Source organism: Herbaspirillum aquaticum, from assembly GCF_002213425.1.
GTDB lineage: Bacteria > Pseudomonadota > Gammaproteobacteria > Burkholderiales > Burkholderiaceae_D > Herbaspirillum > Herbaspirillum aquaticum.
The window spans coordinates 142,355-164,120 of sequence record NZ_NJGV01000005.1; the positions used below are offsets into that span (position 1 = coordinate 142,355).

The 21,766-nt window shown below is 64.0% G+C and carries 23 protein-coding genes and 1 riboswitch; of the genes, 15 read left to right on the plus strand and 8 right to left on the minus strand.

Going from position 1 to position 21,766, the window contains the following annotated elements:
• Positions 1-135: 135 nt before the first annotated feature.
• Positions 136-1,320, minus strand: coding sequence for a citrate synthase family protein (locus CEJ45_RS06785; RefSeq protein WP_088754409.1), 1,185 nt, complete (start codon positions 1,318-1,320; stop codon positions 136-138).
• A 103-nt stretch (positions 1,321-1,423) separates the two neighbouring features.
• On the opposite strand from CEJ45_RS06785, the gene CEJ45_RS06790 reads away from it, so the two are divergent.
• The 4 genes from CEJ45_RS06790 (at position 1,424) to CEJ45_RS06805 (ending at position 5,067) form a co-directional block, all read left to right on the plus strand.
• Positions 1,424-2,809 carry a CoA transferase gene (locus tag CEJ45_RS06790; RefSeq protein WP_088754410.1) on the plus strand — a complete coding sequence of 462 codons (1,386 nt, stop codon included), beginning with the start codon at positions 1,424-1,426 and terminating at the stop codon, positions 2,807-2,809.
• A 49-nt stretch (positions 2,810-2,858) separates the two neighbouring features.
• Positions 2,859-3,551 carry a signal peptidase I gene (gene lepB / locus CEJ45_RS06795; protein ID WP_088754411.1) on the plus strand — a complete coding sequence of 231 codons (693 nt, stop codon included), beginning with the start codon at positions 2,859-2,861 and terminating at the stop codon, positions 3,549-3,551.
• A gap of 186 nt (positions 3,552-3,737) precedes the next feature.
• Positions 3,738-4,310, plus strand: coding sequence for a TetR/AcrR family transcriptional regulator (locus CEJ45_RS06800; RefSeq protein ID WP_277622408.1), 573 nt, complete (start codon positions 3,738-3,740; stop codon positions 4,308-4,310).
• 418 nt (positions 4,311-4,728) lie between these two features.
• Positions 4,729-5,067 (plus strand): hypothetical protein, encoded by a 339-nt coding sequence (locus tag CEJ45_RS06805; RefSeq protein ID WP_229296920.1) that lies wholly within the window; start codon positions 4,729-4,731, stop codon positions 5,065-5,067.
• A 22-nt stretch (positions 5,068-5,089) separates the two neighbouring features.
• Here the strand turns inward: CEJ45_RS06805 and CEJ45_RS06810 are convergent, their stop codons facing one another.
• Genes CEJ45_RS06810 through budC form a run of 4 tightly spaced genes read right to left on the minus strand, consistent with a single transcriptional unit; the run spans position 5,090 to position 9,276 of the window.
• The gene (locus CEJ45_RS06810; protein ID WP_088754413.1) at positions 5,090-5,887 is read right to left on the minus strand and encodes an endonuclease/exonuclease/phosphatase family protein; all 798 of its coding nucleotides are present in this window, start codon (positions 5,885-5,887) and stop codon (positions 5,090-5,092) included.
• Entirely contained in the window at positions 5,887-8,229 is a 2,343-nt protein-coding gene (locus CEJ45_RS06815) for a VTT domain-containing protein (protein ID WP_088754414.1), read from the minus strand. The genes CEJ45_RS06810 and CEJ45_RS06815 overlap by 1 nt, the downstream gene beginning before the upstream one ends.
• 54 nt (positions 8,230-8,283) lie before the next feature.
• Entirely contained in the window at positions 8,284-8,457 is a 174-nt protein-coding gene (locus CEJ45_RS06820; RefSeq protein ID WP_154133323.1) for a hypothetical protein, read from the minus strand.
• Positions 8,458-8,490: 33 nt separating this feature from the next.
• On the minus strand, positions 8,491-9,276 hold the full coding sequence (gene budC / locus CEJ45_RS06825) for a meso-2,3-butanediol dehydrogenase (protein WP_088754416.1): 786 nt from the start codon (positions 9,274-9,276) through the stop codon (positions 8,491-8,493).
• A gap of 336 nt (positions 9,277-9,612) precedes the next feature.
• On the opposite strand from budC, the gene CEJ45_RS06830 reads away from it, so the two are divergent.
• The 7 genes from CEJ45_RS06830 (at position 9,613) to CEJ45_RS06860 (ending at position 15,577) form a co-directional block, all read left to right on the plus strand.
• Positions 9,613-12,051, plus strand: coding sequence for an ATP-binding protein (locus tag CEJ45_RS06830; RefSeq protein WP_088754417.1), 2,439 nt, complete (start codon positions 9,613-9,615; stop codon positions 12,049-12,051).
• A gap of 51 nt (positions 12,052-12,102) precedes the next feature.
• A complete protein-coding gene (locus tag CEJ45_RS06835; protein WP_088754418.1) occupies positions 12,103-12,828 on the plus strand; it encodes a methyl-accepting chemotaxis protein in 726 nt (241 codons plus the stop codon).
• A complete protein-coding gene (locus CEJ45_RS06840; protein WP_088754419.1) occupies positions 12,825-13,433 on the plus strand; it encodes a hypothetical protein in 609 nt (202 codons plus the stop codon). The genes CEJ45_RS06835 and CEJ45_RS06840 overlap by 4 nt, the downstream gene beginning before the upstream one ends.
• Before the next feature lie 31 nt (positions 13,434-13,464).
• Positions 13,465-14,418 carry a chemotaxis protein CheX gene (locus tag CEJ45_RS06845; protein WP_088754420.1) on the plus strand — a complete coding sequence of 318 codons (954 nt, stop codon included), beginning with the start codon at positions 13,465-13,467 and terminating at the stop codon, positions 14,416-14,418.
• Positions 14,419-14,494: 76 nt separating this feature from the next.
• Positions 14,495-14,863 (plus strand): response regulator, encoded by a 369-nt coding sequence (locus tag CEJ45_RS06850; RefSeq protein WP_008329138.1) that lies wholly within the window; start codon positions 14,495-14,497, stop codon positions 14,861-14,863.
• Positions 14,864-15,036: 173 nt separating this feature from the next.
• Positions 15,037-15,303, plus strand: coding sequence for a BrnT family toxin (locus CEJ45_RS06855; RefSeq protein WP_088754421.1), 267 nt, complete (start codon positions 15,037-15,039; stop codon positions 15,301-15,303).
• Positions 15,290-15,577, plus strand: coding sequence for a BrnA antitoxin family protein (locus CEJ45_RS06860; protein ID WP_088754422.1), 288 nt, complete (start codon positions 15,290-15,292; stop codon positions 15,575-15,577). The genes CEJ45_RS06855 and CEJ45_RS06860 overlap by 14 nt, the downstream gene beginning before the upstream one ends.
• 1 nt (position 15,578) lies before the next feature.
• On the opposite strand, the gene CEJ45_RS06865 is transcribed toward CEJ45_RS06860, so the two are convergent.
• From CEJ45_RS06865 to CEJ45_RS06875, 3 genes are all read right to left on the minus strand, one after another.
• Positions 15,579-16,445, minus strand: coding sequence for a PPC domain-containing DNA-binding protein (locus tag CEJ45_RS06865; protein WP_088754423.1), 867 nt, complete (start codon positions 16,443-16,445; stop codon positions 15,579-15,581).
• Between the two features lie 307 nt (positions 16,446-16,752).
• Positions 16,753-18,069: a voltage-gated chloride channel family protein gene (locus tag CEJ45_RS06870; RefSeq protein WP_088754424.1), complete on the minus strand. Its 1,317-nt coding sequence runs from the start codon at positions 18,067-18,069 to the stop codon at positions 16,753-16,755.
• An 89-nt stretch (positions 18,070-18,158) separates the two neighbouring features.
• Positions 18,159-18,232, minus strand: a riboswitch (Fluoride riboswitch).
• A gap of 201 nt (positions 18,233-18,433) precedes the next feature.
• Positions 18,434-18,808 (minus strand): cupin domain-containing protein, encoded by a 375-nt coding sequence (locus CEJ45_RS06875; protein ID WP_088754425.1) that lies wholly within the window; start codon positions 18,806-18,808, stop codon positions 18,434-18,436.
• 140 nt (positions 18,809-18,948) lie between these two features.
• Between CEJ45_RS06875 and CEJ45_RS06880 the strand changes: the two genes are divergently transcribed.
• From CEJ45_RS06880 to tadA, 4 genes are all read left to right on the plus strand, one after another.
• A complete protein-coding gene (locus tag CEJ45_RS06880; RefSeq protein ID WP_088754545.1) occupies positions 18,949-19,863 on the plus strand; it encodes a DUF72 domain-containing protein in 915 nt (304 codons plus the stop codon).
• A gap of 162 nt (positions 19,864-20,025) precedes the next feature.
• A complete protein-coding gene (gene queE / locus CEJ45_RS06885; RefSeq protein ID WP_088754546.1) occupies positions 20,026-20,661 on the plus strand; it encodes a 7-carboxy-7-deazaguanine synthase in 636 nt (211 codons plus the stop codon).
• A gap of 106 nt (positions 20,662-20,767) precedes the next feature.
• Positions 20,768-21,214: a 6-carboxytetrahydropterin synthase QueD gene (gene queD / locus CEJ45_RS06890; protein ID WP_034332336.1), complete on the plus strand. Its 447-nt coding sequence runs from the start codon at positions 20,768-20,770 to the stop codon at positions 21,212-21,214.
• Positions 21,214-21,765 (plus strand): tRNA adenosine(34) deaminase TadA, encoded by a 552-nt coding sequence (gene tadA, locus CEJ45_RS06895; protein ID WP_088754426.1) that lies wholly within the window; start codon positions 21,214-21,216, stop codon positions 21,763-21,765. Before queD ends, tadA begins: the two co-directional genes overlap by 1 nt.
• Position 21,766: the final 1 nt, after the last annotated feature.

Consider the following 21,766-nt stretch of genomic DNA (forward strand, 5'->3'; position numbering starts at 1 on the left):
CTCACGATGATGGCTTGCGGATGAAGGGCTGGCCGGCCCGGCGGCGCCCCTCAGCGCCCACGGCCGACCTCTGCTTACGGCGTTAATGTAAGCCCGGCCCCTCAACGCGAGGCTGACATCAACATGACAATTTTGTCAGCCAGGACGGACACCGACATAGGCCGCACGCGGCCGGATCAGGCTGCCGCCGCGGCCCTGTTCCAGCGCATGGGCGATCCAGCCCAGGGAGCGCCCCAGCGCAAACAGGCCGAAGGCACTGCCGGGCGGCAGCTGCAGATGGCGCCGCACGGCGGCCAGCGCAAAGTCCACCGAGGGTGGATGGCCGGTCAGTTCGCGGACCACCTCGATGGCTTGTTGCCAGCGCGGATGGACCGGCAGCAGCGGCGCCAGCAGGGCGCAAGCGCGCACGTCGCCCTGCGGATAGAGATGGTGACCGAAACCGGGCAGCTCTTCGCCCCGCGCCAGTCGTTGGCGCAGGCTGTCGGCGGGATCGTCCTGTTCATCCAGCGTCTCGAGCAGGGCCTCGACCCGCGCCGTGGTACCGCCATGCAGCGGCCCGGATAGCGCAGCCAGCCCGCCGATGACGGCCGCCTGCAGGTTGGCACCGGTCGAGGCGATGCATCGGGCGGTAAAACCAGAGGCATTGAGTTCATGGTCGGCGCACAGCACCAGGGCACGGCGTACCAGCTGCGCGCCGGCCCCATCCAGTCCCCAGGCGCTGGCACATTGCTGGTGCAGAGGCGCGGTGGAAGGCGCCGTGCCGAGCAGGCAGGCCGCCAGGCGGCGTACCAGCAGGCCGCAGCTGGCCAGCTGGCGCGGCAGCGGCAGGTGCCATTGGGCGCCGATGTCTTCGGCGCAGGCCAGGGCAAACAGCGGCAGCAAGGTTTGTTCGGCGCGGCCTGCGCTCCACTCGGCCTGGACGCTCTCCAGCCGGGGCGGCCGGGCCGGCGGCACCGGGCCGAAGGCGTCGTCCACCGCGCAATCCCAGAGCAGGGCGGCGACCTCTTCGACGCTGGCCTCGGCGCTCAGGGTCACGGCATCATGGCCCCGGTAATAGAGCCGGCCGTCTTCGATCAGCGTGAGCGCCGATTCCAGCACCGGCAAGCCCCAGTCCAGCGCTGCCCGCGCCACCTCGCGCGGCTTGCGCCCACGGGAACGGCTGCCGGCCAGCCGCTCGACCTCGGCGGCCAGGTAGCGGCGGTCGCGGGCCTGCCCGCCGGGATGGGCGTGCAGCAGGCCGCGGCTGACATAGGCGTAGAGCGTCTGGCGGGATATGCCGAGCAAGGTGGCAGCCTCGGAGGAGGAAAGATAGCGGCTCATGGAGGCCCCTCAAAGACAGACAAGTTGATTAACTTAATCAATATTGACGATTAATTCAAGGCTAGTATCCTGCAGTCATTCCCCCTTCATTCCGAGGATTGCCATGACTTCCCTTTCCCCCTCGCAAAGCCTGCTTGCCACGATGTGGAGCGCCCTCGACGGCGATCCTGGCGCTCTTGCCGCCGTGCGCCTGACCGGCGAGGGCGATTTGCCGTCGGTGTTTGCCACCACGGACCTGGCCCAGGCATCGGTAGCGGCAGCCGGACTCGCGCTGGCCGGGCTGGTCAGCAGTGCCGGCGGGCCCTTCCCCGGGGTGAGCTGCGATCGCCGCCTTGCAGCGATGTGGTTCAGCAGCAGCCTGCGGCCCGAGGGCTGGGCGCCGCCGCCTTTGTGGGATGCGGTGGCGGGGGATTACCGCGCCGCCGATGGCTGGATCCGCCTGCATACCAACGCCAGCCATCATCGTGCCGCTGCCCTGGCAGCGCTGGGGCTGGATGCAGGCCAGGCCACGCGCGAGCAAGTGGGGCGCGCCGTCTCAGGCTGGCGCGCCAGCGAACTGGAAAGCGCGGTAGTAGCCCACGGTGGCTGCGCCGCTGAAATGCGCAGCCAGGCGCAATGGGCAAGCCATCCGCAAGGCGCAGCCGTGGCGGCCGAGCCGCTGGTGGCCTGCCAGCACTTCGAGGCCGCTGCGGCCGCGCCGCGCCCGGTCGACGCAGCGCGCCCACTGGCCGGGGTACGGGTACTGGATCTGACGCGGGTGCTGGCCGGCCCGACGGCCACGCGTTTGCTCGCCGCTTTCGGCGCCGATGTGCTGCGCATCGACCCGGCCTCTTGGGAGGAACCCGGCGTGGTTCCCGACATGACGCTCGGCAAGCGTTGCGCCGGACTGGACCTGCGCCAGCCGGCCGGGCGCGCCGCGCTGGAAGATCTGGTGCGGCAGGCCGACGTGATGGTGCACGGGTATCGTGCCGATGCCTTGGAGCGCCTGGGGCTGGGGGCGCAGCGGCGGCGCGAACTGAACCCCGGGCTGGTCGATGTGGCCCTCAATGCCTACGGCTGGAGCGGTCCGTGGTCGTCGCGGCGGGGCTTCGACAGCCTGGTGCAGATGAGCAGCGGCATTGCCGAGGCCGGCATGCGCGCCGCCGGCAGCGACAAGCCGGTACCGCTGCCGGTGCAGGCCCTGGACTATGCGACCGGTTATCTCATGGCGGCGGCCGCCGTGCGCGGGCTCACGCGGCGCCAGACCGGAGGCGGCAGCCAATACCGCCTGTCGCTGGCCCGTACTGCCCGCCTGCTGGCTGATTATCCGGCCGCCTCAGGCCAATCGCCGCTGGCCCCCGAAACGCCGGCCGATGTGCATCCGCATCTGGAAATGACCGCCTGGGGCCCGGCCCGGCGCCTGCGTGGGCCGCTCGGCGTGGGGGTGGCCGCGATGGCATGGGACCGGCCGGCCTCGCCCCTGCGCAGCGTCCAGCCCGCATGGAGCTGATTTCATTTAGCATGGTGGTCTTCGTGAACACAATCAGCGAGATGGCAACATGAGCTTTCCCCTCAAACAACTGGCAGCGGCCAACAAGGGCCTGCTGGCCTTCATCGCTTTGATGGTGGTGTTTCGCAGCGCCATTGCCGACTACAACGTGGTGCCCAGCGGCTCCATGCTGCCCACCGTGATGGTGGGCGACCGCATCCTGGTCGACAAGCTGGCCTATGACCTGCGCCTGCCGCTGACCCACATCAGCCTGGCCCGCCTGGGCGAGCCGCGGCGCGGCGACATCGTCACCATCGATTCAAGGCAGGCCGGCGAATTGCTGCTCAAGCGCATCATCGGCCTGCCTGGCGACGTGGTGGAGTTGCGCGACAACGTGCTCTTCATCAACGGCCAGGCGGCCAGGTATGGCCCCGCGCACGCACGGCCTGAGAGCGGCGATGGGGTGGACCAGGCGCGCTATCGTGATGAAACGCTGGATGGCATGAACCACCTGGTGCGCCTCTCGGAAGCCCACCCCAGCCTGCACAGCAGCTTCGGCCCGGTCGTGGTGCCGGCCGATCACTACCTGATGCTGGGCGACAATCGCGACAACAGCATGGATTCCCGCTATTTCGGCTTCTTCGCCCGCAACGAGCTGATGGGACGTACCCGTCGCATCGCTTTCTCGCTGGATGCGGAGCAGTTCTACAAGCCCCGTCTGGAGCGTTTCGGACGCCGGCTGGACGCTGTCACCATGCAGTAATGGACTTGCCGGGTTTTTTGTCACAAAAATCTGCGTTTTTTTGCTGTCAATCGCTCAAGTTGTCCAAAAGCATGCCGTTATCAAGAGCGGAATACATGCCTTTGTCATCTGGAGCACATCATTTCTCTCACCTTCATCTCCGACCCGGCCACCGGTCGCCGCAGGAATGCCGTCAGCCATGACGCCATCCTCGATGCCACTTATGTGATGCTCGAGGAGATCGGTTTCGACAAGCTCTCCCTGGAGGGCGTGGCTGCGCGCGCCGGTGTTGGCAAGGCCACCATCTACCGCTGGTGGCCCAACAAGAGCGCGCTGGCCATGGAAGCCCTGCTGCGAGCGGTGGAGCCCATGCCCCCCATTGGCGACAGCGGCTCGGCCCGTGATGACATCGAGCAGCACATGCTGCAACTGTCCCAACTGCTGGGCGGCAAGTCCGGTCGGGTGGTGCGCGAGATGATCGCACTGGCCCAGTTCGAACCGGAAAGCAAACGCATCTTCAATGACAGCTACCTGGAGCCGCGCCGCCTGGCGCTGGTCAACGTGCTGCGCCGCGGAGCCCAACGCGGCGAATTCCGGGAAGACGCCGACCTCAACCTGGTCTTCGACCTGCTGTATGCCCCCGTACTGCAGCGTCTGCTGACCGGCAGCGGCGATATCGACGAGCGCCAGATTCAGTCCCAACTGAAGCTGGTCCTGGGCAGCATCGCGCTGTCGCAACCCATTTTGACGCCTAGTAAAATTTCGAGCCAACAAGCGTAAATTTTGTTGAGCAGTGCCCTGATTGCACCTAGAATCCGAGACGAAACGTATCGTATTGGTTCTGGGCAAGTGAACTTTTGCGTCAAAAATCAGCGATTCCGGGTGACCGGGGTGGCCTGAAAGCGCCCGCAGACGGCGACAAACGACGATAAAAATCCATGTCTTCCTCCGCAGAGGGTGCGGAGGACAGCCCTCGGGAAATACGAGCCGCCGGTATGGCAGGCGGCCTGTTTCTTCCCATGCGCCGGTGCAGGCCGGCGTTTTTCCACGCTACGTTGATCCGAACAGACATCGCCGGTTTTCCTCACGGGGAGACTGGCTCATGGTTGCCGCAGCGCATTTGGGCGTCGTCATGACGGCGCTGCGGTGACCCAGGGGCAGACCAGACATGCAACACAGGCCAGTGCAAGGGGGAAACATGCACAGCAACGCCATGCAGCCATGCCGGGGCGGTAACGCCTCGCCACGCCGCGACGATTTGTGCCGCCGTTACCGCAAGATGCGGCGATGGTGCCTGACCGGTTTCGTCGGCATCCCGCTGTTATTGGGATTTCTCTGGCTGCAGTTCGTTGCCGCGCGCAGCGGGGGTGAATTGTTCTACGCCGATCAGGTGTGCGATTGCCGCGAGGCGGCATCGGTATGGGTACGGGATTATGTCTGGACCCAGATGATCTGGTTGCCGGGCAATATGCTGTTCCTGCTGATCTGGATCGCGCTCGCAGTCAAGCTGTGGAGCGGCAAGCGCAACGCCGGCTGAGAAATTTGCAGCAGGCCCGCGCTCATCCGGCTATGTGCGCTACCAGCGGCAAGTGATCCGACGCCACACGCGCCAGCGCCGTGCGGTGCACATGCACCTGCAGCAGGCGCTGGCGCGGGCTGATCCAGATGCGGTCGAGGGCAAACAGGGGCAGCCGCGAGGGGAAGGTGCGCGGTGCCGGTGCTGCCTCGAAGTGGGAGACCAGCCAGCGCAGGGTGCGCCCCCACATGAACCATTCATTGACATCCCCCATCAGGATCACGGGGGCCTGGTCAGTATCGAAGGCCTGCAGCAAGCGCTTGATCTGGGCGCGCCGTTCAGCGGGCTTCAAGCCGAGATGGGTGGCGATCACCCGGAGCATGTGGCCGTGGTAATCGATATCCGCATCCAGCGCGCCACGGGGCTCGCGGCTGCCGAAGGAGAGGTCGATGCTCTCTTTGGCCAGGATGGGATAACGGCTCAGGACCGCATTGCCGTAGCGTCTTGCCTCGCTTTGCATGGTCGGGCCTTCCACTGCAAAGAAGCCGGTTTCCTCTTTCAGCAAGGCCAGCACATCCGGCTGTGCGCTGCCGCCCAAGGGGACTTCCTGCAGCGCGACCACGTCGGCCTTGATCTCCTGCAACACCCGGGCGATGCGCCCGGGCGCGAACCGTCCGTCCGTGCCTACTGCACCGTGGATGTTGTAGGTGGCCACCGTCAGGGGCCAGGGATCGAGGTCGCGCAGCGGCACGTCACCGCTGAGGACGAGTTCGGTATCGGACAGCGCGGGCGGTGCCGGGGCACCCTGCGGCGTACGGCGGGACAAGGTTGCGGAACGCATCAGGCCTGCCTTGCCTCCACGCCGTGTTCGGTATTCAGGCGCGCCATGCCGTCGTCGCTGGACGGTGTCGTCGGCTGGACTTTGCGTGGCTGCTCGGTGACGGGCCTTCCGAAGGCGCTGTCGCGGGACTTTGCGGCCGGCTTGACGGACTTCTTGCCGTCACGCGGCTTGAGCAGCTTTTGCAGGCCGAAGGCCATCAGCATGAGCGCGGCAGTCACGCCGACCAAGATTAGTACGGTCTGCATGCTGGGGTGTCGGATGGCTTCGGCCAGGTTATGCGAGAAGACCACCGTCAGTACGATGCCAGGGAGCATGCCGATGAGCGTACCCAGCAGGTAGTCACGCATGCCCAGGTGCGAAGCGCCAGCCACCACGTTGACCACGGTAAACGGCGCGATGGGCAGCAAACGCACCACCGCCATGGCCGCGATGCCGCGCTGGGCGAAGCGCCGGCTCAGGTTGTTGATGCGCGGGCCGAGCATGTCGCGCAGCGCGTCGTGGCCCAGCCAATGCCCCAGGCCAAACCCGAGCAGGGCGCTCAAACCCACGCCCGCCGTGGCATAGAGGCCGCCATTGACAGGTCCGAACACCACCCCCGCCACGGCGATCAGTACCGTGATGGGCACCATCAGCATGCCCGCCACGACAAAGGCGGCAATGACAATGGCCGGTGTGAAGGGCATCTTGTCGACGCTGCGGGCCAAGGCGATCAGTGAACTCAGGTTGATCCACTCGCGCAGTGGCGTGAATCGCCAGGCCAGCGCAAAGACCACCAGCGCCACGGCCAGCACGCCCAGGCCGACCATGCGGCGCGGAACGGGCTTCCTGGCGCTGCGCGGCACATAGGCGTCGACGATTTCATCCGGGCTGATGGGGCGCTCGGGGTCGAAGACGGCGTTGTCCTGGGTCAGCGCATCCAGTTCCGGAATGAGGCGTGGATCCATGGGCCGCAGTTCGCGCCGCTCAGGTTGGCGCAGGCTGGCGATGGCCGCGTGCAAGCCGTGCTCTCGCTGCAGCGCCGCCTGTACATCGGCCGGCGCCACGCCGAGGTGTTCGGCCAGCAGGCGATTGCGCATGAGGGCGATGGCGTTGCGGATTTCTTCCTGCTTGGCAGCATCGCCCTGGACCTCGATGGTGAGATTGCATTCGGTGTCGAAGGCCATGGAGCGATTGCTCATGTTGGCGGAGCCTACCGAGATCATCCGGTCGTCCATGGTGAAGACCTTGCTGTGCACGTTCAGGCAGCTGCCGTCTTCCAGGCCGGGCAGGTGCGGACAATACATCTGGTAGCGGGCGTCGGCCTCTTGGCCCTGTTCATCCAGCGCGCTCTTGAGGCGATGGTGGATGCGTGCGCGCAGGGCGCCCATGGTGGCCTGTTCCAGCCAGCCGCTTTGCGTCTGTGGCGAAATCACCGCCACTTCCGGTCCCTCGGGTTCACGCAGCCGGGCACCGATGGCCTCGGACAGCACGTTGGAGGTGAAATACTGGTTCTCGAAGAACAGGTGTTGCCGGGCAGCGGCGATGGCGTCCAGATACAGTTCGCGTACCTCGAAGACGCCCGGCCGGCCCTCGTAGGCAGGCTCGGTGCGGGAAATGCCGACCTGCAGGTCACGCAGGTCCGGTTCGAAACCTTGCGGCCACGGATCCTCCGAGGGCAGCGCCAGCGCAGCTTGCATCAGCGGACGGCGTTCGGCATACCCGGCCAGGCTCCAGCGGCGCCGTGCCAGTTCGCCAAGCGCGCGGGCAGCATCGCCATCCACCATGGCCTGCACATCGTGGAAGGGCGCATAGGGCTTGTCGTCGGGATCGCGCCGCAGCGGGTGCTCCGGCAGGTGCTCCGGGGTATCCCAGCGGCAGCGCGTGAGGTCGAGGCCACCGACGAAGGCCAGCTTGTCATCGATGACCACGATTTTCTGGTGATGCGACGCCCCCACCGGATGTCGCGCATCCGTGCGGAAATGCAGGCGTTTGTTGCGCGGCCGGCCGGGCTTGCGCGCCATCATCCATTCGCGCTCCAGCGCGTAGAGCATGGCGTAGTCCCAATTGAGGACGTGGATGTGCAAGTCGGGCTGGCGCTCGACCAGCGCGTGCAGCAGGTCACCCAGCTGCGGCGGCATGCCGTCGTCATTGATCCCCGGTACCAGCACGGTACGGCTATCGATATCCCATCCCAGGATGTAGACGCTGCGCCGTGCATTGAGCAAGGCCAGGCGCAGCGCGCGGAAATAATCCGCAGCGTCAATGAGCAGCTTGAAACGCCCTGCATGTTCTTGCCGCCAGCAATTGCGGCCGGGCTGCAACAGCGCTGAAGGGGCAGGGTCCTGGACAGTGGTGGACGACATCGGAGCCTCCGGGGAGTCGGTGGTCATTGGGGTGATGGTTGTTGTTGTGGGTGCTCAGGGTTTTCCTACCGAAATCGGATGCTCTTCGTCCGCCGCGGGATGTTCCGGCGAGGGACGATCACCGCCGCCCTTGACCGCATCGTGCGGAAGCGGGGTCGGCTTGCGCTGGTCCATGCCGGTTTCGGTCGCCTCGGTGGTGTCCTCGGGCAGGGGGATCTTGTCGCTCACGATGTGCTCCTCTTCACTTGGTTTCACAGGTGGTCATTGCGCTGGCTGGCCATTGGAGGCCGTCACGCCGCCATCGACAGGCAGATTCACGCCGGTCACGAAACCGGCGTCGGGACTTGCCAGGAAGGCGATCACCGAGGCGATTTCCACGGGGTCGGCCCCCCGGCCCAGCGGGATGCGTTCGGCGAATTTGGCCAGCTGTTCCTGGTCCTCTGCCACGTCGGCGGTCATGGCGGTGAAGGTCAGGCTGGGGCAAACCGCATTGACGCGCACGCCCTTGCGGCCAAAGTCCATGGCCATGGCGCGCGTGAGGTTGACCACCGCGCCCTTGGAGGTGTTGTAGGCCGCCAGATTCCAGTCCGCGCCCAGGCCCGAGACCGAGGCCACGTTGACGATGCAGCCGCGCGTCTTTTCAAGGTGCGGCATGGCTTCGCGGGCGCCGTAGAACACCCCGTTCACGTTGGTGGCCTGCACGTGATGCCAGTCTTCCGGGCTGACCTGGGTGATATCGCCTTCGGCAAAAATGCCGGCATCGCTGACCAGTACGTCAAGGCGGCCGAAGCGTTCGATGGCGAACTCCACCATCTGCTTGACGTCTTCGTGGTGCGAAACATCCGTTTCGCGCGCGGCCGTCCGGTCGGCGGGGAGGGAATCGAACACTTTCGTCAGGGCCGCAGCATCGCGGTCAGCTACCAGGACCGACGCGCCTTCGTCCGAAAACCGCCGGGCCGTGGCTTCGCCGATGCCGGAGCCGGCACCGGTGACGATGACGACCTTGTCCTTGAAGCGTTGCAGTCGGGAGGGATTGAGGCTGGGCATGCGGGCTCCTGTTCAATGTGGAAAGCTTGCGGGCGGCCAGGCGCGAGAGGCCCTACCGCCAAAAGCTTCACATTAGGCCCTTCCTCGTTGGCGGCCCATCGGACAGCTCCCCAAGCTGATGTAGGAAGATGCTGTCGCAGCTCCCCCTTGAAACGGGCGAATGCGAGTCGCTGAACCCGGCAGAGGTGAAGGTTTTTGTTGTCACGGAGCAGTAATACTTCAGTGCAACAATGCGCCCCGCATCCAGACCGGCTGTTCATTCGTTCAGTTTCCCGGGAAGAAACTGAAGCAAATGTCCACCTCTCGCCGGTTCACCGCCACCTCAAGGGGACTTCCATGACCATCCGCATGCGTATCACGCTCTTGGTGATACTTACCTTCATCGCCATCGCCGGCATCGGCGGCTATGCGATGACGCAATCCCGCAGCAGTGCCGTCGAGGTGCGCTCGGTCACGGAGGGTGTCATGCCCAGCGTGCTGGCTTCGGCCGACCTGATGGGGCAGTTGAAGGACGTGCAACTGGCTGCCATGGTGATGGTCAACGAGACCGACAACCAGCTGGTCGCGCAAGAAAACGACAAGCTGGCCGAAAAGAAGGCCGTCCTCGAAAAAGCCCTGGCGGCCCAGGCCGAGCAGGCGCAAGGCGTGGCCCAGCGCGGCTTGATCGAACAGGCCAAGGAAAGCCTGGACAATTATTTTGGCGCCATCGACACCACGGCCAAGTTCAAGCTGGCCGGCAAGAACGAGATCGCGCAAGCGCAGTTCTTCGGCGGCGTGATGCAGTACCAGACCGAGCTTGAAGGCATCGTCAACACCCTGCGCATCGAGAAGAACCGCTTCAAGGACAACGCCATTGCCTCGTTGAACGGCAAGCTGGCGCAGACCACCACCACCATCAGCATCGTCACCGTGGTGGCGGTGCTGCTGCTGGGCGGCATCGGCTTCCTGCTGTATCGCCAGATCACCGGCCCGATCAGCCGCATGGCCGCCATGATGGGCGAGATCGCCACCAGCCAGGACTTCACGCGCCGCCTGCCGGTGCAGCGCATGGATGAAGTGGGCCATTCCATCGTCGCCTTCAACGGCATGGTCGAGAAGATCGAGCAGGCTTCGGCCCAGGTACGCCAGAAGACCGCCGACATGCAGGCCATGTTGCAGAATATCCCGCAGGGCATTCTCACCATCGTCGATGGCAACAAGGTGCATCCGGAATATTCGGCCTTCCTGGAAACGGTGTTCGACACCACCGACATCGCCGGCCGCGACGTGATGGAACTGGTCTTCTCCGGCACCAATCTCGGTGCCGACACGCTCTCGCAGATCGAAGCCATCGGCGGCGCCTGCATCGGCGAAGACGTAATGAACTTCACCTTCAACGAACACCTGATGGTCGGCGAAATCGAAAAGACCATGGCCGATGGCAGCGTGAAGATCCTCGACCTCTCCTGGTCGCCGATCACCGATGAGCAGGACCTGGTGATCCGCCTGATGCTGTGCGTGCGCGACGTGACCGAGCTGCGCCACCTGGCCGCCGAAGCCAACGAGCAGAAGCGCGAACTGGAAATGATCGGCGAAATCCTTGCCGTGGCGCCGGCCAAATTCAGCGAATTCATCGCCAGCGCCCGCCGCTTCCTGGACGAGAACGAGCAGATCGTCCACCAGAACCCGCAAGCCACGGCCTTTGCCATCGCCAAGCTGTTCCGCAACATGCACACCATCAAGGGCAATGGCCGTACCTACGGCCTGCTGCACCTGGCCAACGTGGTGCACCATGCCGAGCAGCACTACGACGACCTGCGCCACCCGTCCAGCGGCGCTGCCTGGGACCAGCAAGAATTGCTGCTGCAACTGGGCCAAGTGCGCGAGATCATCGACCGCTACGCCCGCATCAACGACGTGACCCTGGGCCGTGGTGCCAGCGCCGGTGCCGACCAGGTACTGCCGGGCTATGAGCGCCATGTGCTGACGATCGATCGCAAGCACATCCAGGAAAGCCTGCTGCGCCTGGAAAACGTCAACACCGCCAACCTGCACGAACTGGTGGCCGTCCGCAACGACGTGCGCCGTACCCTGCGTCTCTTGGGTACCGAGACCGTCGAGGCTGTGCTGGCGCCGGTCATCGATTCGCTGCCGGCGCTGGCCAGCGACCTGGGCAAGGCTGCCCCGGTGGTGCAGATCGACGACAACGGCTACGTGGTCCACAGCTTTGCCGCCCCGCTGCTGCAGAACGTCTTCATGCACCTGATCCGCAATGCGGTCGACCACGGCCTGGAGTCGGCCGAGGAACGCTTGGCCCACGGCAAGCCTGAAGCCGGCACCATCAAGCTGGAAATGGGCGTGATGGACGACATGTTCCAGATGGCCCTGTCCGACGACGGGCGTGGCCTGGCCCTGCACAAGGTGCGCCAGATCGGCATTGAGAAGCAGCTCATCAGCGTGGACCAGGTGCTGACCGACGCCCAGATTGCACGCCTGATCCTGCAGCCGGGCTTCTCCACCCGCAGTGAAGTGACCGAGGTGTCCGGACGCGGCGTGGGCATGGATGCGGTGCTGGACTTCGTGACCCGTGAACACGGCAAGATCGAGATCTGCTTCACGGATCGGGAGGAGGGCGCTGCCTTCCGCGCCTTCCAGATCATCGTGATGCTGCCGGAGAACGTGGCGGTGGAAGTTGACGGCATCGATGTGCCTTATCCGGTGGCCGGGCAGGACCACGCACCGGTCGCGGTGCAGCCGCTGGTACTGCCGCAGGGCGGCGATCCGCAGGTGGCCTGAGCCGTCCGCTGTCGTTACCCTGGAAACATCAACCTGCAGGAAATCAGATCCATGTTTGAATCCCTTCTCCTGGTGGCGCTGGGCGCCGCCCTGGCCGGCCTGCCGATGGCTGCGCTGTGGCTGCGCCAGAAGCGCCGGGCACGCCAGCTGGTCGACGCCGGCCAGCTGGAACGCGTGCGCGACCAGGCCCAGGCGGCGCTGGCCGAGCAACAGCAGCAATGGGCCGCGCACCAGCAACAGCTGGAGCAGGACAGGCTGGCCGCGCAGCAGCATATGGCCGAGATGCGCCGCGAGAGCGAGGCCATGATGGCGCGCCTGTCCAGCGAGCAATCGGATCATGTTTCGCGCGTGCGCCAGAGCTGCGATGAATCGCAGGACACCATCAGCAAGCTGCTGGGCCTGGTGCGTACCTTCGAGCGCTGGCATGACGACATGAACGAGCTGATCGCCCACAACCGCGAGATGCATCGCAAGAACGACGAGTTCGCCCTGATCGTGAACCAGGTCATCATCGTGGCCTTGAACGCCTCCATCGAAGCCGCACGCGCCGGTGTACATGGTCGCGGCTTTGCAGTGGTGGCGCAGGAGGTGCGTGACCTGGCGCAGCGTGCCGAGAAGCTCTCCAAGAGCTATCGCGCCAACCTGTACCAGAACGACCTGATCACCACCACCACCTTCCAGGACCTGCAAGCCGGCGGCAAGATGATCATGGGGGCCGTCATCGGGCTGGACCTGATCAACAAGAAAACCAGGCAAGCCCTGGCCGAAGCAGCATGAGCGCCAATGACATGGACGAGCTGCAAGCCGTGGCCGGGATCATCACCGACGAGCGCATCAGCGCCAGCGCCCGCGATGGTTTCGACACGCTCTTGCAGCAGGCGCTGCGCAGCAGCCTGGTGCCTGCGGACGCTACGGCGGAGATATCGGTAGTCGAAGACGTGGCCGAGCTCACCGAAAAGAAGATGGTGGTGCTGACCATTTCCTCCTATCTGTTTCGCCTGATGGTGATGTTTCATTTCAGCCCGGATATGGCGACCCGCGGGCATTTTGCGCGGCTGACGCGGGTCTCTGCCGGTGAGATGGACGAGCAGGCCTTGATGGATGGGATCGCCGAATGCGGCAATCTCTGCTGCGGCATCTTCAACCGCGAGCTGGGGCGTTTCTTTCCGCACCTGGGCATGTCCACGCCCAACGTGATCGACACGCAGTGCGTGGCCTACCTGCAAAAACTCAACTGCGCGCACGTGCGGCATTTCGCCATCGACATGCCGGACGCGCCGCGTCTGCACGTCTCGCTGGCCGTCTCCACTTATGACCGGCTGGACTTTGCGGTGGCACCGGGCGAAGAGGCCGACACCACGGGCGAGCTGGAACTGTTCTGACCATTCATCGATTCGGGGGAATCTCATCATCATGCAAGCCTCTGCCAGCCTCGACAACGCCATCACCAGCAAGGTGCTGGTCCTGGACCGCGATGCCGACTGCTACGACACCATCAAATCCTTCTGCGAGCGCCACAACCTGGTCGGGCTGAAGGCCCATGAGGAGCATGTGATGGCCGTCTTGCGCAGCAACGTGGACCTGGGCGGCATCATGCTCTCGGAAAGCCTGGCCGGACTGGGCGAGGGCGGGCCGGGCCTGGCGCGCCGCATCCGCGAAGTGCGCCCGGAGTTGCCGATCTTCCTGCGTCGCCGGCGCGAAGCCGCTGATGCCGAACTCTCCGGGCGGGACAGCGAACTCTTCAGCGCCGTCTACCGCATCGAGGAAATCGATGCCCTGGCACCGGCGGTGGCCTCGTCGATCTTCAGCCAGCAGTATCCCAATGCGCTGGTGCGCGGCATTGCCGAGATCAGCCGCATGGTCCTGGAGAGCCAGTTCCCGGACATGCAGGTCGAGATCGAGCAGCCTTATCTGGTGCGCGACCGCATCATTTTCGGGGAAGTGTTTACGCTCATTCCGCTGGAGAGCAGCTGGTGCCGTGGCTACATGATGCTGCAGGCCGAGCAGAAAACGCTGCAGGCGCTGGCGCCGGAGGAATCGGGCGACTTCCGCCATCTCAACAATGCGCTGGGGGAATTGACCAACCTGATCTGGGGCTGGTTCAAGAACCGCTTCATCAACCAGGCCCAGCCCATTCATCAGCTGAGCCAGGTGCCGATCATCATCAATCACCAGCATCGCTACATTTCCTTCGGTTCGGAGGATGCGCAGCTGTGCTTCAAGTACTTGCTGCGCCGGGATGGCGGCGCACCGCTGGTCCTGCTGCAGCGCTTCATCTTCAACCTGTCGTGGTCGCCGGAAGATTTCACCGAGAACCAGACCTCGGTGGAAGAGCTGTTCGAATCCGGCGAGCTGGAACTGTTCTGAGGCCGGGGTAGCTCCCCGGCATTGATTTACCTTCCCCTCAAGCAATTACGCAAATCAAGCAAAGAGAGAATTCAAGATGGCACAAATCCTGGTAGTGGACGATTCGAGCACCGTGCGCGCCGAAGTCGGTGACTTCCTCAAGAAGAATGGCCTGGACGTGGCCCTGGCCGTGGATGGCCGCGACGGCCTGGCCAAACTCAAGGGCGACCCGGCCATCAAGCTGGTGGTCTCCGACGTGAACATGCCCAACATGGATGGCCTGACCATGGCCGAGAAGATCCGCAGCGAACTGGGCAATGCCAGCGTGAACATCATCATGCTGACCACCGAGAACTCGCCCATCATGAAGGAACGTGGCAAGGCGGCCGGGATCAAGGGATGGATCGTCAAGCCCTTCAAGGGGGAGGCGGTGTTGCCGACGTTCAAGAAGCTGGTGGGTGTTTGACGAGATTCGTCTAGATTGAACATTGAATCTTCATCAAGTAGTGTCAACACGAATAGGCCCGCAGTGATGCGGGCCTATTCGTTTGTGTCTGCCGCCGGAGCAAAGCTGGTTTATTAATCGTAGCTACGAATATTGGTTGAAGAACGGATTAAGTGTAGTTACAATTAATCCCCATGCAGATTACATTCGACCCGAAAAAAGACGCCATCAACCGACACAAGCACGGCGTTTCACTCGCAGAGGCGGCGGCCATCGAATGGGACACGGCATTGCTCAGCGTCGACCGCAGGTTTGACTATGATGAGGTTCGGGAAATCGCGATTGCCTACATCGGTCTGCGGCTCCATGTGGTGGTCTTCGTGGAGCGAAATGAAGTGTTGCGCATCATCAGTCTGCGCAGGGCAACCAAAAGGGAGATACAACACTATGCCGAAGCTTAAACAAGGAACAATCGTACCCACGGCCGCCGAAGATGTGGCGCTCACCAAGGCCGCGTTGGCGGATCCGGACGCGCAGCCTCTCACGGCAGCGCAGTTCGCCACGATGCGTCCGGCGCGCGGACGCGGCAGGCCGGCGGGAAGTGGTTGTAAGGTGCAAGTGACGATGCGCTTTGATCAGGACATCGTTGAGGCTTTCAAGGCCGGTGGTGATGGCTGGCAAAGTCGGATGAACGGTGCCTTGCGGGAATGGCTGGCGCAGCACAAGCCTGCTTGAATCACTTCTCTTCCAGCACCAGTTCGAAACAGATCAGCACGGGATTGCTGCCGCGCTTGAGCACTCCCTCACAGACCTGACCTTGGGGATTGATGAGGCCGATGTCCAGGCGTCCGATGCCATCGCGCACTTCGCCCGAGCGGACCAGGATTTCAGTGGCGCGGTCGTCCAGTACGCGTCCGTCTTCGAATTCCGCCCCGATGATGCTGCCCACGCTGCCGCGCACGATGGCATCGCGCATGCCGTGCTCCGCGCAGGCTTGTTCGACGGCGATGGTCAGGTCCTGGTCGGGCCGGATGCGTGCCAATACCACGCGTTTTCCACGCGCTGAGAGAGGCTGGTCGCTTAACCGAGTCGGGTAGAACAGGGTGAAATTGGTCTCGGGATCGTAGCGGGTCGCCATGGTGGCGTCGTGCAGGCCCCAGGCTTGCGCGGGGGTACTGGCGCCAACCTCGGTTTTTTCCATCATCAGGTGACCGCCCTGGCGCTGTCCGTCGCGGCCGCGCCAGATGGCGTGACAGTGCACGAAAGGCTCGCCATCCTTGCGTCCGGCGGTGGCGCAGGCGTATTCGATGACCGTTCCTTCTTCCATCGCATGGGGTGCGCTGTAGAAAGCGGCGTGCTGGTCATCCACCGCGAGGGCGGGCATCAGGAAATGCAGGGGGGCGACGGGAAGGTTGGCGAAGCGCACGGTACCGCCATCCAGGCCCGCGCGCGCCAGGGGAATGCTGATGGCGTCGCGCAGGTTCATCCCGGCTTCGAGCATGAAATCGAGATGCATCGCCGGACCGGACAGGGTGACGATGCGCTGCGGGTCGGGCGCGCCAGGATGGCGGACGGTGCGGGCGAAGGCGGGTGTGGCTGGCATGCGGTCTCCTTGGCAGCTGGGCTGCGGGCGGTGCGGCTTTGAGGGGCCGTCGGGGCTGGTTGGTTTCGGCGATTATCGCGCGTTCGGGGATGGGATGCCGGTGAATGTTTTTAAACCGTCCGCATGCAGATGAGGTTTGCTGCTGCACCTTTTCACCCGCAGTGCGTGCTGACACCTGTGCGCACACCTTTGCCCCGGTCAGCAGTACAGTTCGAGCCAATGACCATTACAGTCCCGATACAGCTCACGGTACAGTTCTGCCATCCCCCTCCTGCTCAACGAGACAGCAGACCCGCCTGGCCTGTCATCACTTTTCGCCAGTGTTCTCCGATGCTTGTTCCTCCCGGCGCCTTGCCTTGTAAGCCCCGATCTCTCCAATCCTCAATCCTTCCGGCAGCGACAGGTACTTCCCTTGTCCCACGCGTTGCGCGTGGTAGATGCCGGTATGTCCCGAGAACAGATATGCCACCACGCAAGCCAGCGCCGCAAACGGACCGATCTCCGGGCCGAACAATTCGACGGCCATGATGGTGGAGGCAATCGGCGTATTGGCCGCGCCCGCAAAGACCGCCACGAAGCCGATTCCGGCCAGCATCGAAAAAGGCAAATGCAGCAGCGGTGCGAGTGCATTGCCGACGGTCGCCCCGATGTAGAAGAGCGGTGTGACTTCGCCACCCTTGAAGCCGGTGCCCAGCGAGGTCACCGTAAAGACCATCTTGCCCAGGAAATCCCAAGGGGCCAGCGGTTGCTGGAAGGCTTCCACGATCACCGGGATGCCCAGGCCGATGTAACGTTGCGTGCCCAGCGCCCACACTGCCACCGCCACGATGGCACCGCCGATGAAGGGGCGCAGCGGGGCATAGCTGACGTGCCGTTTCATGAAGCCCGAGAGGCGGTGCGTGCTGTTGGCAAACACCATGCCGACCAGGCCGAAGATCACACCGGCAGCAATCACCGCCGCCACGCTCGCCAGCGCGACCGGCACCACGCCCCCCATGTGGTAATGGGTGTGATGCACGCCCCAGGCCAGCCCGACCTGGTCGGCCGCGATGGCCGCCACGAAGCAGGGCAGGATGGCGTCATAGCGCATGCGGCCGATGGCCAGCACTTCGAGACCGAACAGCGCCCCCGCCATCGGCGTACCGAAGACCGAGGCAAACCCGGCGCTGATCCCGGCCATCAAGAGGATGCGCCGGTCTTGCGGGCGCAGGCGCAGCAGCGTGGTCAACTGATCGGCCAGCGCACCGCCCATCTGCACGGCCGTGCCTTCCCGCCCAACGGAGGCGCCGAACAGGTGCGACATCACGGTGCCAAACAGCACCAGCGGCGCCATGCGCAGCGGAATCACCTTCTTCGGATCGTGGATTTCATCGATGAGCAGGTTGTTGCCGGCTTCGACCGGCTTGCCGGTCTTCAGGTACAGCCAGCCCACGGCAAAACCGCCCAGCGGCAGCAGCCAGATGATCCAGGGATGGGTTTCACGCCAGTGCGTGGCGTAGTCCAGCGCAAAGAGGAAGAAGGCCGAGGCCGATCCGGCCAGCGCCGCGATCAGGCAGGCGATCAGGCACCACTTGAGGATGTAGGGCAGCAGGTGCAGCTGTTCAGGGAGTTTTGGATTTTTCATGTGACCAGAGTGCTGAATGAACATCCTGGCACACCGGGTGTGGAGCGCGCGAAGCAGAAAGGCGAACGCCTACAGCCCCGGATTGCCAGGTCACTGTAGGCATCATCAGCCCCAACAGGACGTTGGTGGCGGTTGAAGGAGGAATGCCATCTCCTTGACCACGATAGTAGCAAGTTTGTAGCTCATCGACAACGGTGCGTTGTCAGTTGGGGACACAGTGCATGCGTGCATTCGTCCAAGCAGGGTTGCCTCGAGGTCACGCACCTGCCGCCACGGGCAGCGCTGCTGCCGACCACCAAGGCGTGTGCGATGCACTTTCCGCTGCCGCACGGCCAGGGCGCCGTTGCACCGCGCCAGCAGGTACTCAACCGGCGGCGCGTTCGACGATGACGTAATGCTTGCGCACCGGTTCCACCACTTCAAAGACGCCCCTGAAGCCTGCCGGGATCACCATCGCATCGCCCGGTCCCGCTTCGGCCGCATGGCCTTGTTCGTCGATGACGCGGCAGCGGCCTTCGAGGACGCAGAAATATTCATCCTTGTTGGGGGCGAAGGCGATGCGCCAGCTGCCTTTTTCGCAGGCCCAGATGCCGGCGTTCATTTCGCCGCTGGCATTGGTGAAGTGATTCCAGGTGGTACGCAGCGGATTGCCCTCCAGCCGGCGGTCTTCGCGCGGGTGGTCAACTTCGGGAGCGGGGGAGGCCAGGCGGAACTGGGTGATGGCAGGAGTGGCGGACATGATGAAGTAGTGGACAGGAGTCGGTCAACGGCTGGGCCCGCAGTGTAACAGCAGCAGGCCCGCTACGGTCGCGCTGGCTGGCACCAAGCTGCGCGCCTTTGGTCACATCGGATCAGGAGAACCTGAACGAGGAGAGCATGGTGGGCAAGATCTGGATCGGCATTTCCGGCTGGCGCTACGCGCCGTGGCGAGGCAGTTTCTATCCCAAGGGGCTGCGTCAGGACGACGAACTGCATTACGCCTCGCGGGTATTGCCCAGCATCGAGCTCAACGGCTCCTTCTACGCCCTGCAGCGCCCGGAAAGCTACCAGCGCTGGTATGAAGACACGCCGCCGGGCTTCCTCTTCAGCCACAAGGGCAACCGCTTCATCACGCACACGCGCCGGCTGCAGGATATTGATGGTGCTTTGGCCAATGTCTTCGCCTCAGGCGTACTGAACCTGAAAGAAAAACTCGGCCCCTTCCTGTGGCAGTTCCCGCCCAGCTTTCGCTATGACCCGGAACCGCTGGAGCACTTCCTGAGCCTGCTGCCGCACGATACCGAGGCGGCGCAGCGGCTGGCGCGGGGCCATGAGCCGCGCATGGAGGGCAGGGCGGCGCTGGAGATCGACCGCAAGCGCAAGCTGCGCCACGCCATGGAGATCCGCCATGACAGCTTCGTGGATGAATCCTTCATCAAGCTGCTGCGCAAATACAAGGTGGCGCTGGTGGTCGCGGATGCGCCCAGGAAATGGCCCTACCAGGAGGACGTGACGGCCGATTTCATGTACCTGCGCCTGCATGGCGACAAGCGTCTGTACCAGAGCGGCTACAGCGACGAGGCCATCGACGCCTGGGCCGAGCGTATCCGGGCCTGGGCCAGCGGCGGTCAGCCGGAAGAGGGGCCGCGCATTGCCGGGAGTGCGCCGCGCAAGCGGGCCAGCCGCGATATTTACTGTTATTTTGATAACGATATGAAGGTCAAGGCCCCCTTTGATGCCCGCCGCCTGATCGACCGCCTGGGCCTGAAGCTGGACCTGGCGGTCCCCGGCCGCATGCTCGATGAGTATCAATGAGGTGAACCGGCCCGGGGAGCGGCTATAATACCGCCCCTGATGCGGAGAAAATGGGCTGCAATATCAGTGACTTAGTGAAGTTTGCTGTGGCTCGGCCCGCCGCATGAATACGTCCCAGTGCGGTCCTGCGCCTGCCTTTCGCCCGCCTTTCGCTTTCATATCGTGACTTACAGCATCAAAGAAATTTTCTATACCTTGCAAGGCGAGGGCGCTCATGCCGGCCGTCCGGCGGTGTTCTGCCGCTTTTCCGGCTGCAACCTCTGGACCGGCCGCGAGGAAGACCGCGCGCGCGCCATCTGCCAGTTCTGCGATACCGATTTCGTCGGCACCGATGGCGAGAACGGCGGCAAGTTCAAGTCGGCGGCTGAGCTGGCCGACAAGATCAACAGCTTCTGGCCGGCCCGTCATGCGGCCAGCAAATATGTCGTCTTCACCGGTGGCGAGCCCCTGCTGCAACTGGATACGGCCCTGATCGAGGCCATGCATGCGGTCGGTTTCGAGATCGCCATCGAGACCAATGGCACCATCGAGGTGCCTGAAGGCGTGGACTGGATCTGCGTCAGCCCCAAGATGGGCTCGGAACTGAAGGTCAAACGCGGCAGCGAACTGAAAGTGGTGGTGCCGCAGCCCGGCCAGCCGCTGGACGAGTATGAGAAGCTGGATTTCCAGCATTTCCTGCTGCAACCCATGGACGGCCTGCAGGCGGCCGCCAATACCCGCCTGGCCATCGAGATGGTCAAGGACAACCCCAAGTGGAAACTGAGCATCCAGACCCACAAGCTGCTCAATATTCCCTGACTGATTTTTTGCTTTTTTCTTCATGCGGCGTCGCGCCGCGTGATTACAATGGCCTCACCCGGGCTGCTGCACGGCTTGTGCAGCGGCCATCCTCGAAGAAACATTCATGCTCACCATTACCCGCAAACTCGAATTCGACGCCGGCCACCGCATTCCGGACCACAAGAGCCAGTGCCGCAACCTGCACGGCCACCGCTATACGCTGGAAATCACCCTGACCGGCGCGGTCATCGACATCGAGGGCAATTCCGACAATGGCATGATCATGGACTTCTCGGACATCAAGGCCCTGGCCAAGGAACACCTGGTCGATGTCTGGGACCATGCCTTCCTGGTCTACGAAAAGGACGCGCCGGTACGCGACTTCCTGGCCAGCCTGCCGGGCCACAAGACGGTCATCATCGGCAGCATCCCGACGGTGGAAAACCTGGCCCGCGAAGCCTTCGCCATCCTCAAGGCGGCCTACAAGGACCGCTACGGCACCGGCCTGCACCTGCAGAAGCTGGTGCTGCACGAAACGCCCAATTGCTGGGCCGAAATCACGGCAGACTGATGGACGGCGCTGTGCTCCCGCAAGCCGTCACCGAGGCCGACCTGCGCCACATGCGCGCCGCGCTCGACCAGGCCAACAATGCCTGGGCCCTGGGCGAGGTGCCGGTGGGTGCAGTCGTGGTCAAGGATGGCGTGGTCATCGCCACCGGTTTCAACCAGCCCATCGGCAAGCATGACCCGACCGCGCACGCCGAGATCATGGCGCTGCGCCGGGCGGCTGAGAAGCTGGGCAATTATCGTCTGCCCGGATGTGAACTTTACGTTACGCTGGAACCCTGCGTGATGTGCTCCGGTGCCATGATGCACGCCCGCTTGGCGCGCGTCGTGTATGGCGCGGCCGATCCCAAGACCGGCGCGTGCGGCTCGGTGGTGAACCTGTTTGAGCAAGACAAGCTGAATCACCACACCGAGCTGCTGGGCGGCGTGATGGCCGAGGAATGCGGCCAGCTACTGAAAGAATTCTTCGCCATGCGACGCGAACAAGTGAAGCAGCAACGCCTGCTCGACGCCGCAGCGCAAGGCGATGTACAAGCATCAGGTGAACCACTATGAC

Bases quoted from the DNA above. Each gene is read 5' to 3' on its own strand.
- CEJ45_RS06785 (WP_088754409.1), bottom strand. From the start codon at position 1,320: ATGAGCCGCTATCTTTCCTCCTCCGAGGCTGCCACCTTGCTCGGCATA.
- CEJ45_RS06790 (WP_088754410.1), top strand. From the start codon at position 1,424: ATGACTTCCCTTTCCCCCTCGCAAAGCCTGCTTGCCACGATGTGGAGC.
- lepB (WP_088754411.1), top strand. From the start codon at position 2,859: ATGAGCTTTCCCCTCAAACAACTGGCAGCGGCCAACAAGGGCCTGCTG.
- CEJ45_RS06805 (WP_229296920.1), top strand. From the start codon at position 4,729: ATGCACAGCAACGCCATGCAGCCATGCCGGGGCGGTAACGCCTCGCCA.
- CEJ45_RS06810 (WP_088754413.1), bottom strand. From the start codon at position 5,887: ATGCGTTCCGCAACCTTGTCCCGCCGTACGCCGCAGGGTGCCCCGGCA.
- CEJ45_RS06815 (WP_088754414.1), bottom strand. From the start codon at position 8,229: ATGTCGTCCACCACTGTCCAGGACCCTGCCCCTTCAGCGCTGTTGCAG.
- budC (WP_088754416.1), bottom strand. From the start codon at position 9,276: ATGCCCAGCCTCAATCCCTCCCGACTGCAACGCTTCAAGGACAAGGTC.
- CEJ45_RS06830 (WP_088754417.1), top strand. From the start codon at position 9,613: ATGACCATCCGCATGCGTATCACGCTCTTGGTGATACTTACCTTCATC.
- CEJ45_RS06835 (WP_088754418.1), top strand. From the start codon at position 12,103: ATGTTTGAATCCCTTCTCCTGGTGGCGCTGGGCGCCGCCCTGGCCGGC.
- CEJ45_RS06840 (WP_088754419.1), top strand. From the start codon at position 12,825: ATGAGCGCCAATGACATGGACGAGCTGCAAGCCGTGGCCGGGATCATC.
- CEJ45_RS06845 (WP_088754420.1), top strand. From the start codon at position 13,465: ATGCAAGCCTCTGCCAGCCTCGACAACGCCATCACCAGCAAGGTGCTG.
- CEJ45_RS06850 (WP_008329138.1), top strand. From the start codon at position 14,495: ATGGCACAAATCCTGGTAGTGGACGATTCGAGCACCGTGCGCGCCGAA.
- CEJ45_RS06855 (WP_088754421.1), top strand. From the start codon at position 15,037: ATGCAGATTACATTCGACCCGAAAAAAGACGCCATCAACCGACACAAG.
- CEJ45_RS06860 (WP_088754422.1), top strand. From the start codon at position 15,290: ATGCCGAAGCTTAAACAAGGAACAATCGTACCCACGGCCGCCGAAGAT.
- CEJ45_RS06865 (WP_088754423.1), bottom strand. From the start codon at position 16,445: ATGCCAGCCACACCCGCCTTCGCCCGCACCGTCCGCCATCCTGGCGCG.
- CEJ45_RS06870 (WP_088754424.1), bottom strand. From the start codon at position 18,069: ATGAAAAATCCAAAACTCCCTGAACAGCTGCACCTGCTGCCCTACATC.
- CEJ45_RS06875 (WP_088754425.1), bottom strand. From the start codon at position 18,808: ATGTCCGCCACTCCTGCCATCACCCAGTTCCGCCTGGCCTCCCCCGCT.
- queD (WP_034332336.1), top strand. From the start codon at position 20,768: ATGCTCACCATTACCCGCAAACTCGAATTCGACGCCGGCCACCGCATT.
- tadA (WP_088754426.1), top strand. From the start codon at position 21,214: ATGGACGGCGCTGTGCTCCCGCAAGCCGTCACCGAGGCCGACCTGCGC.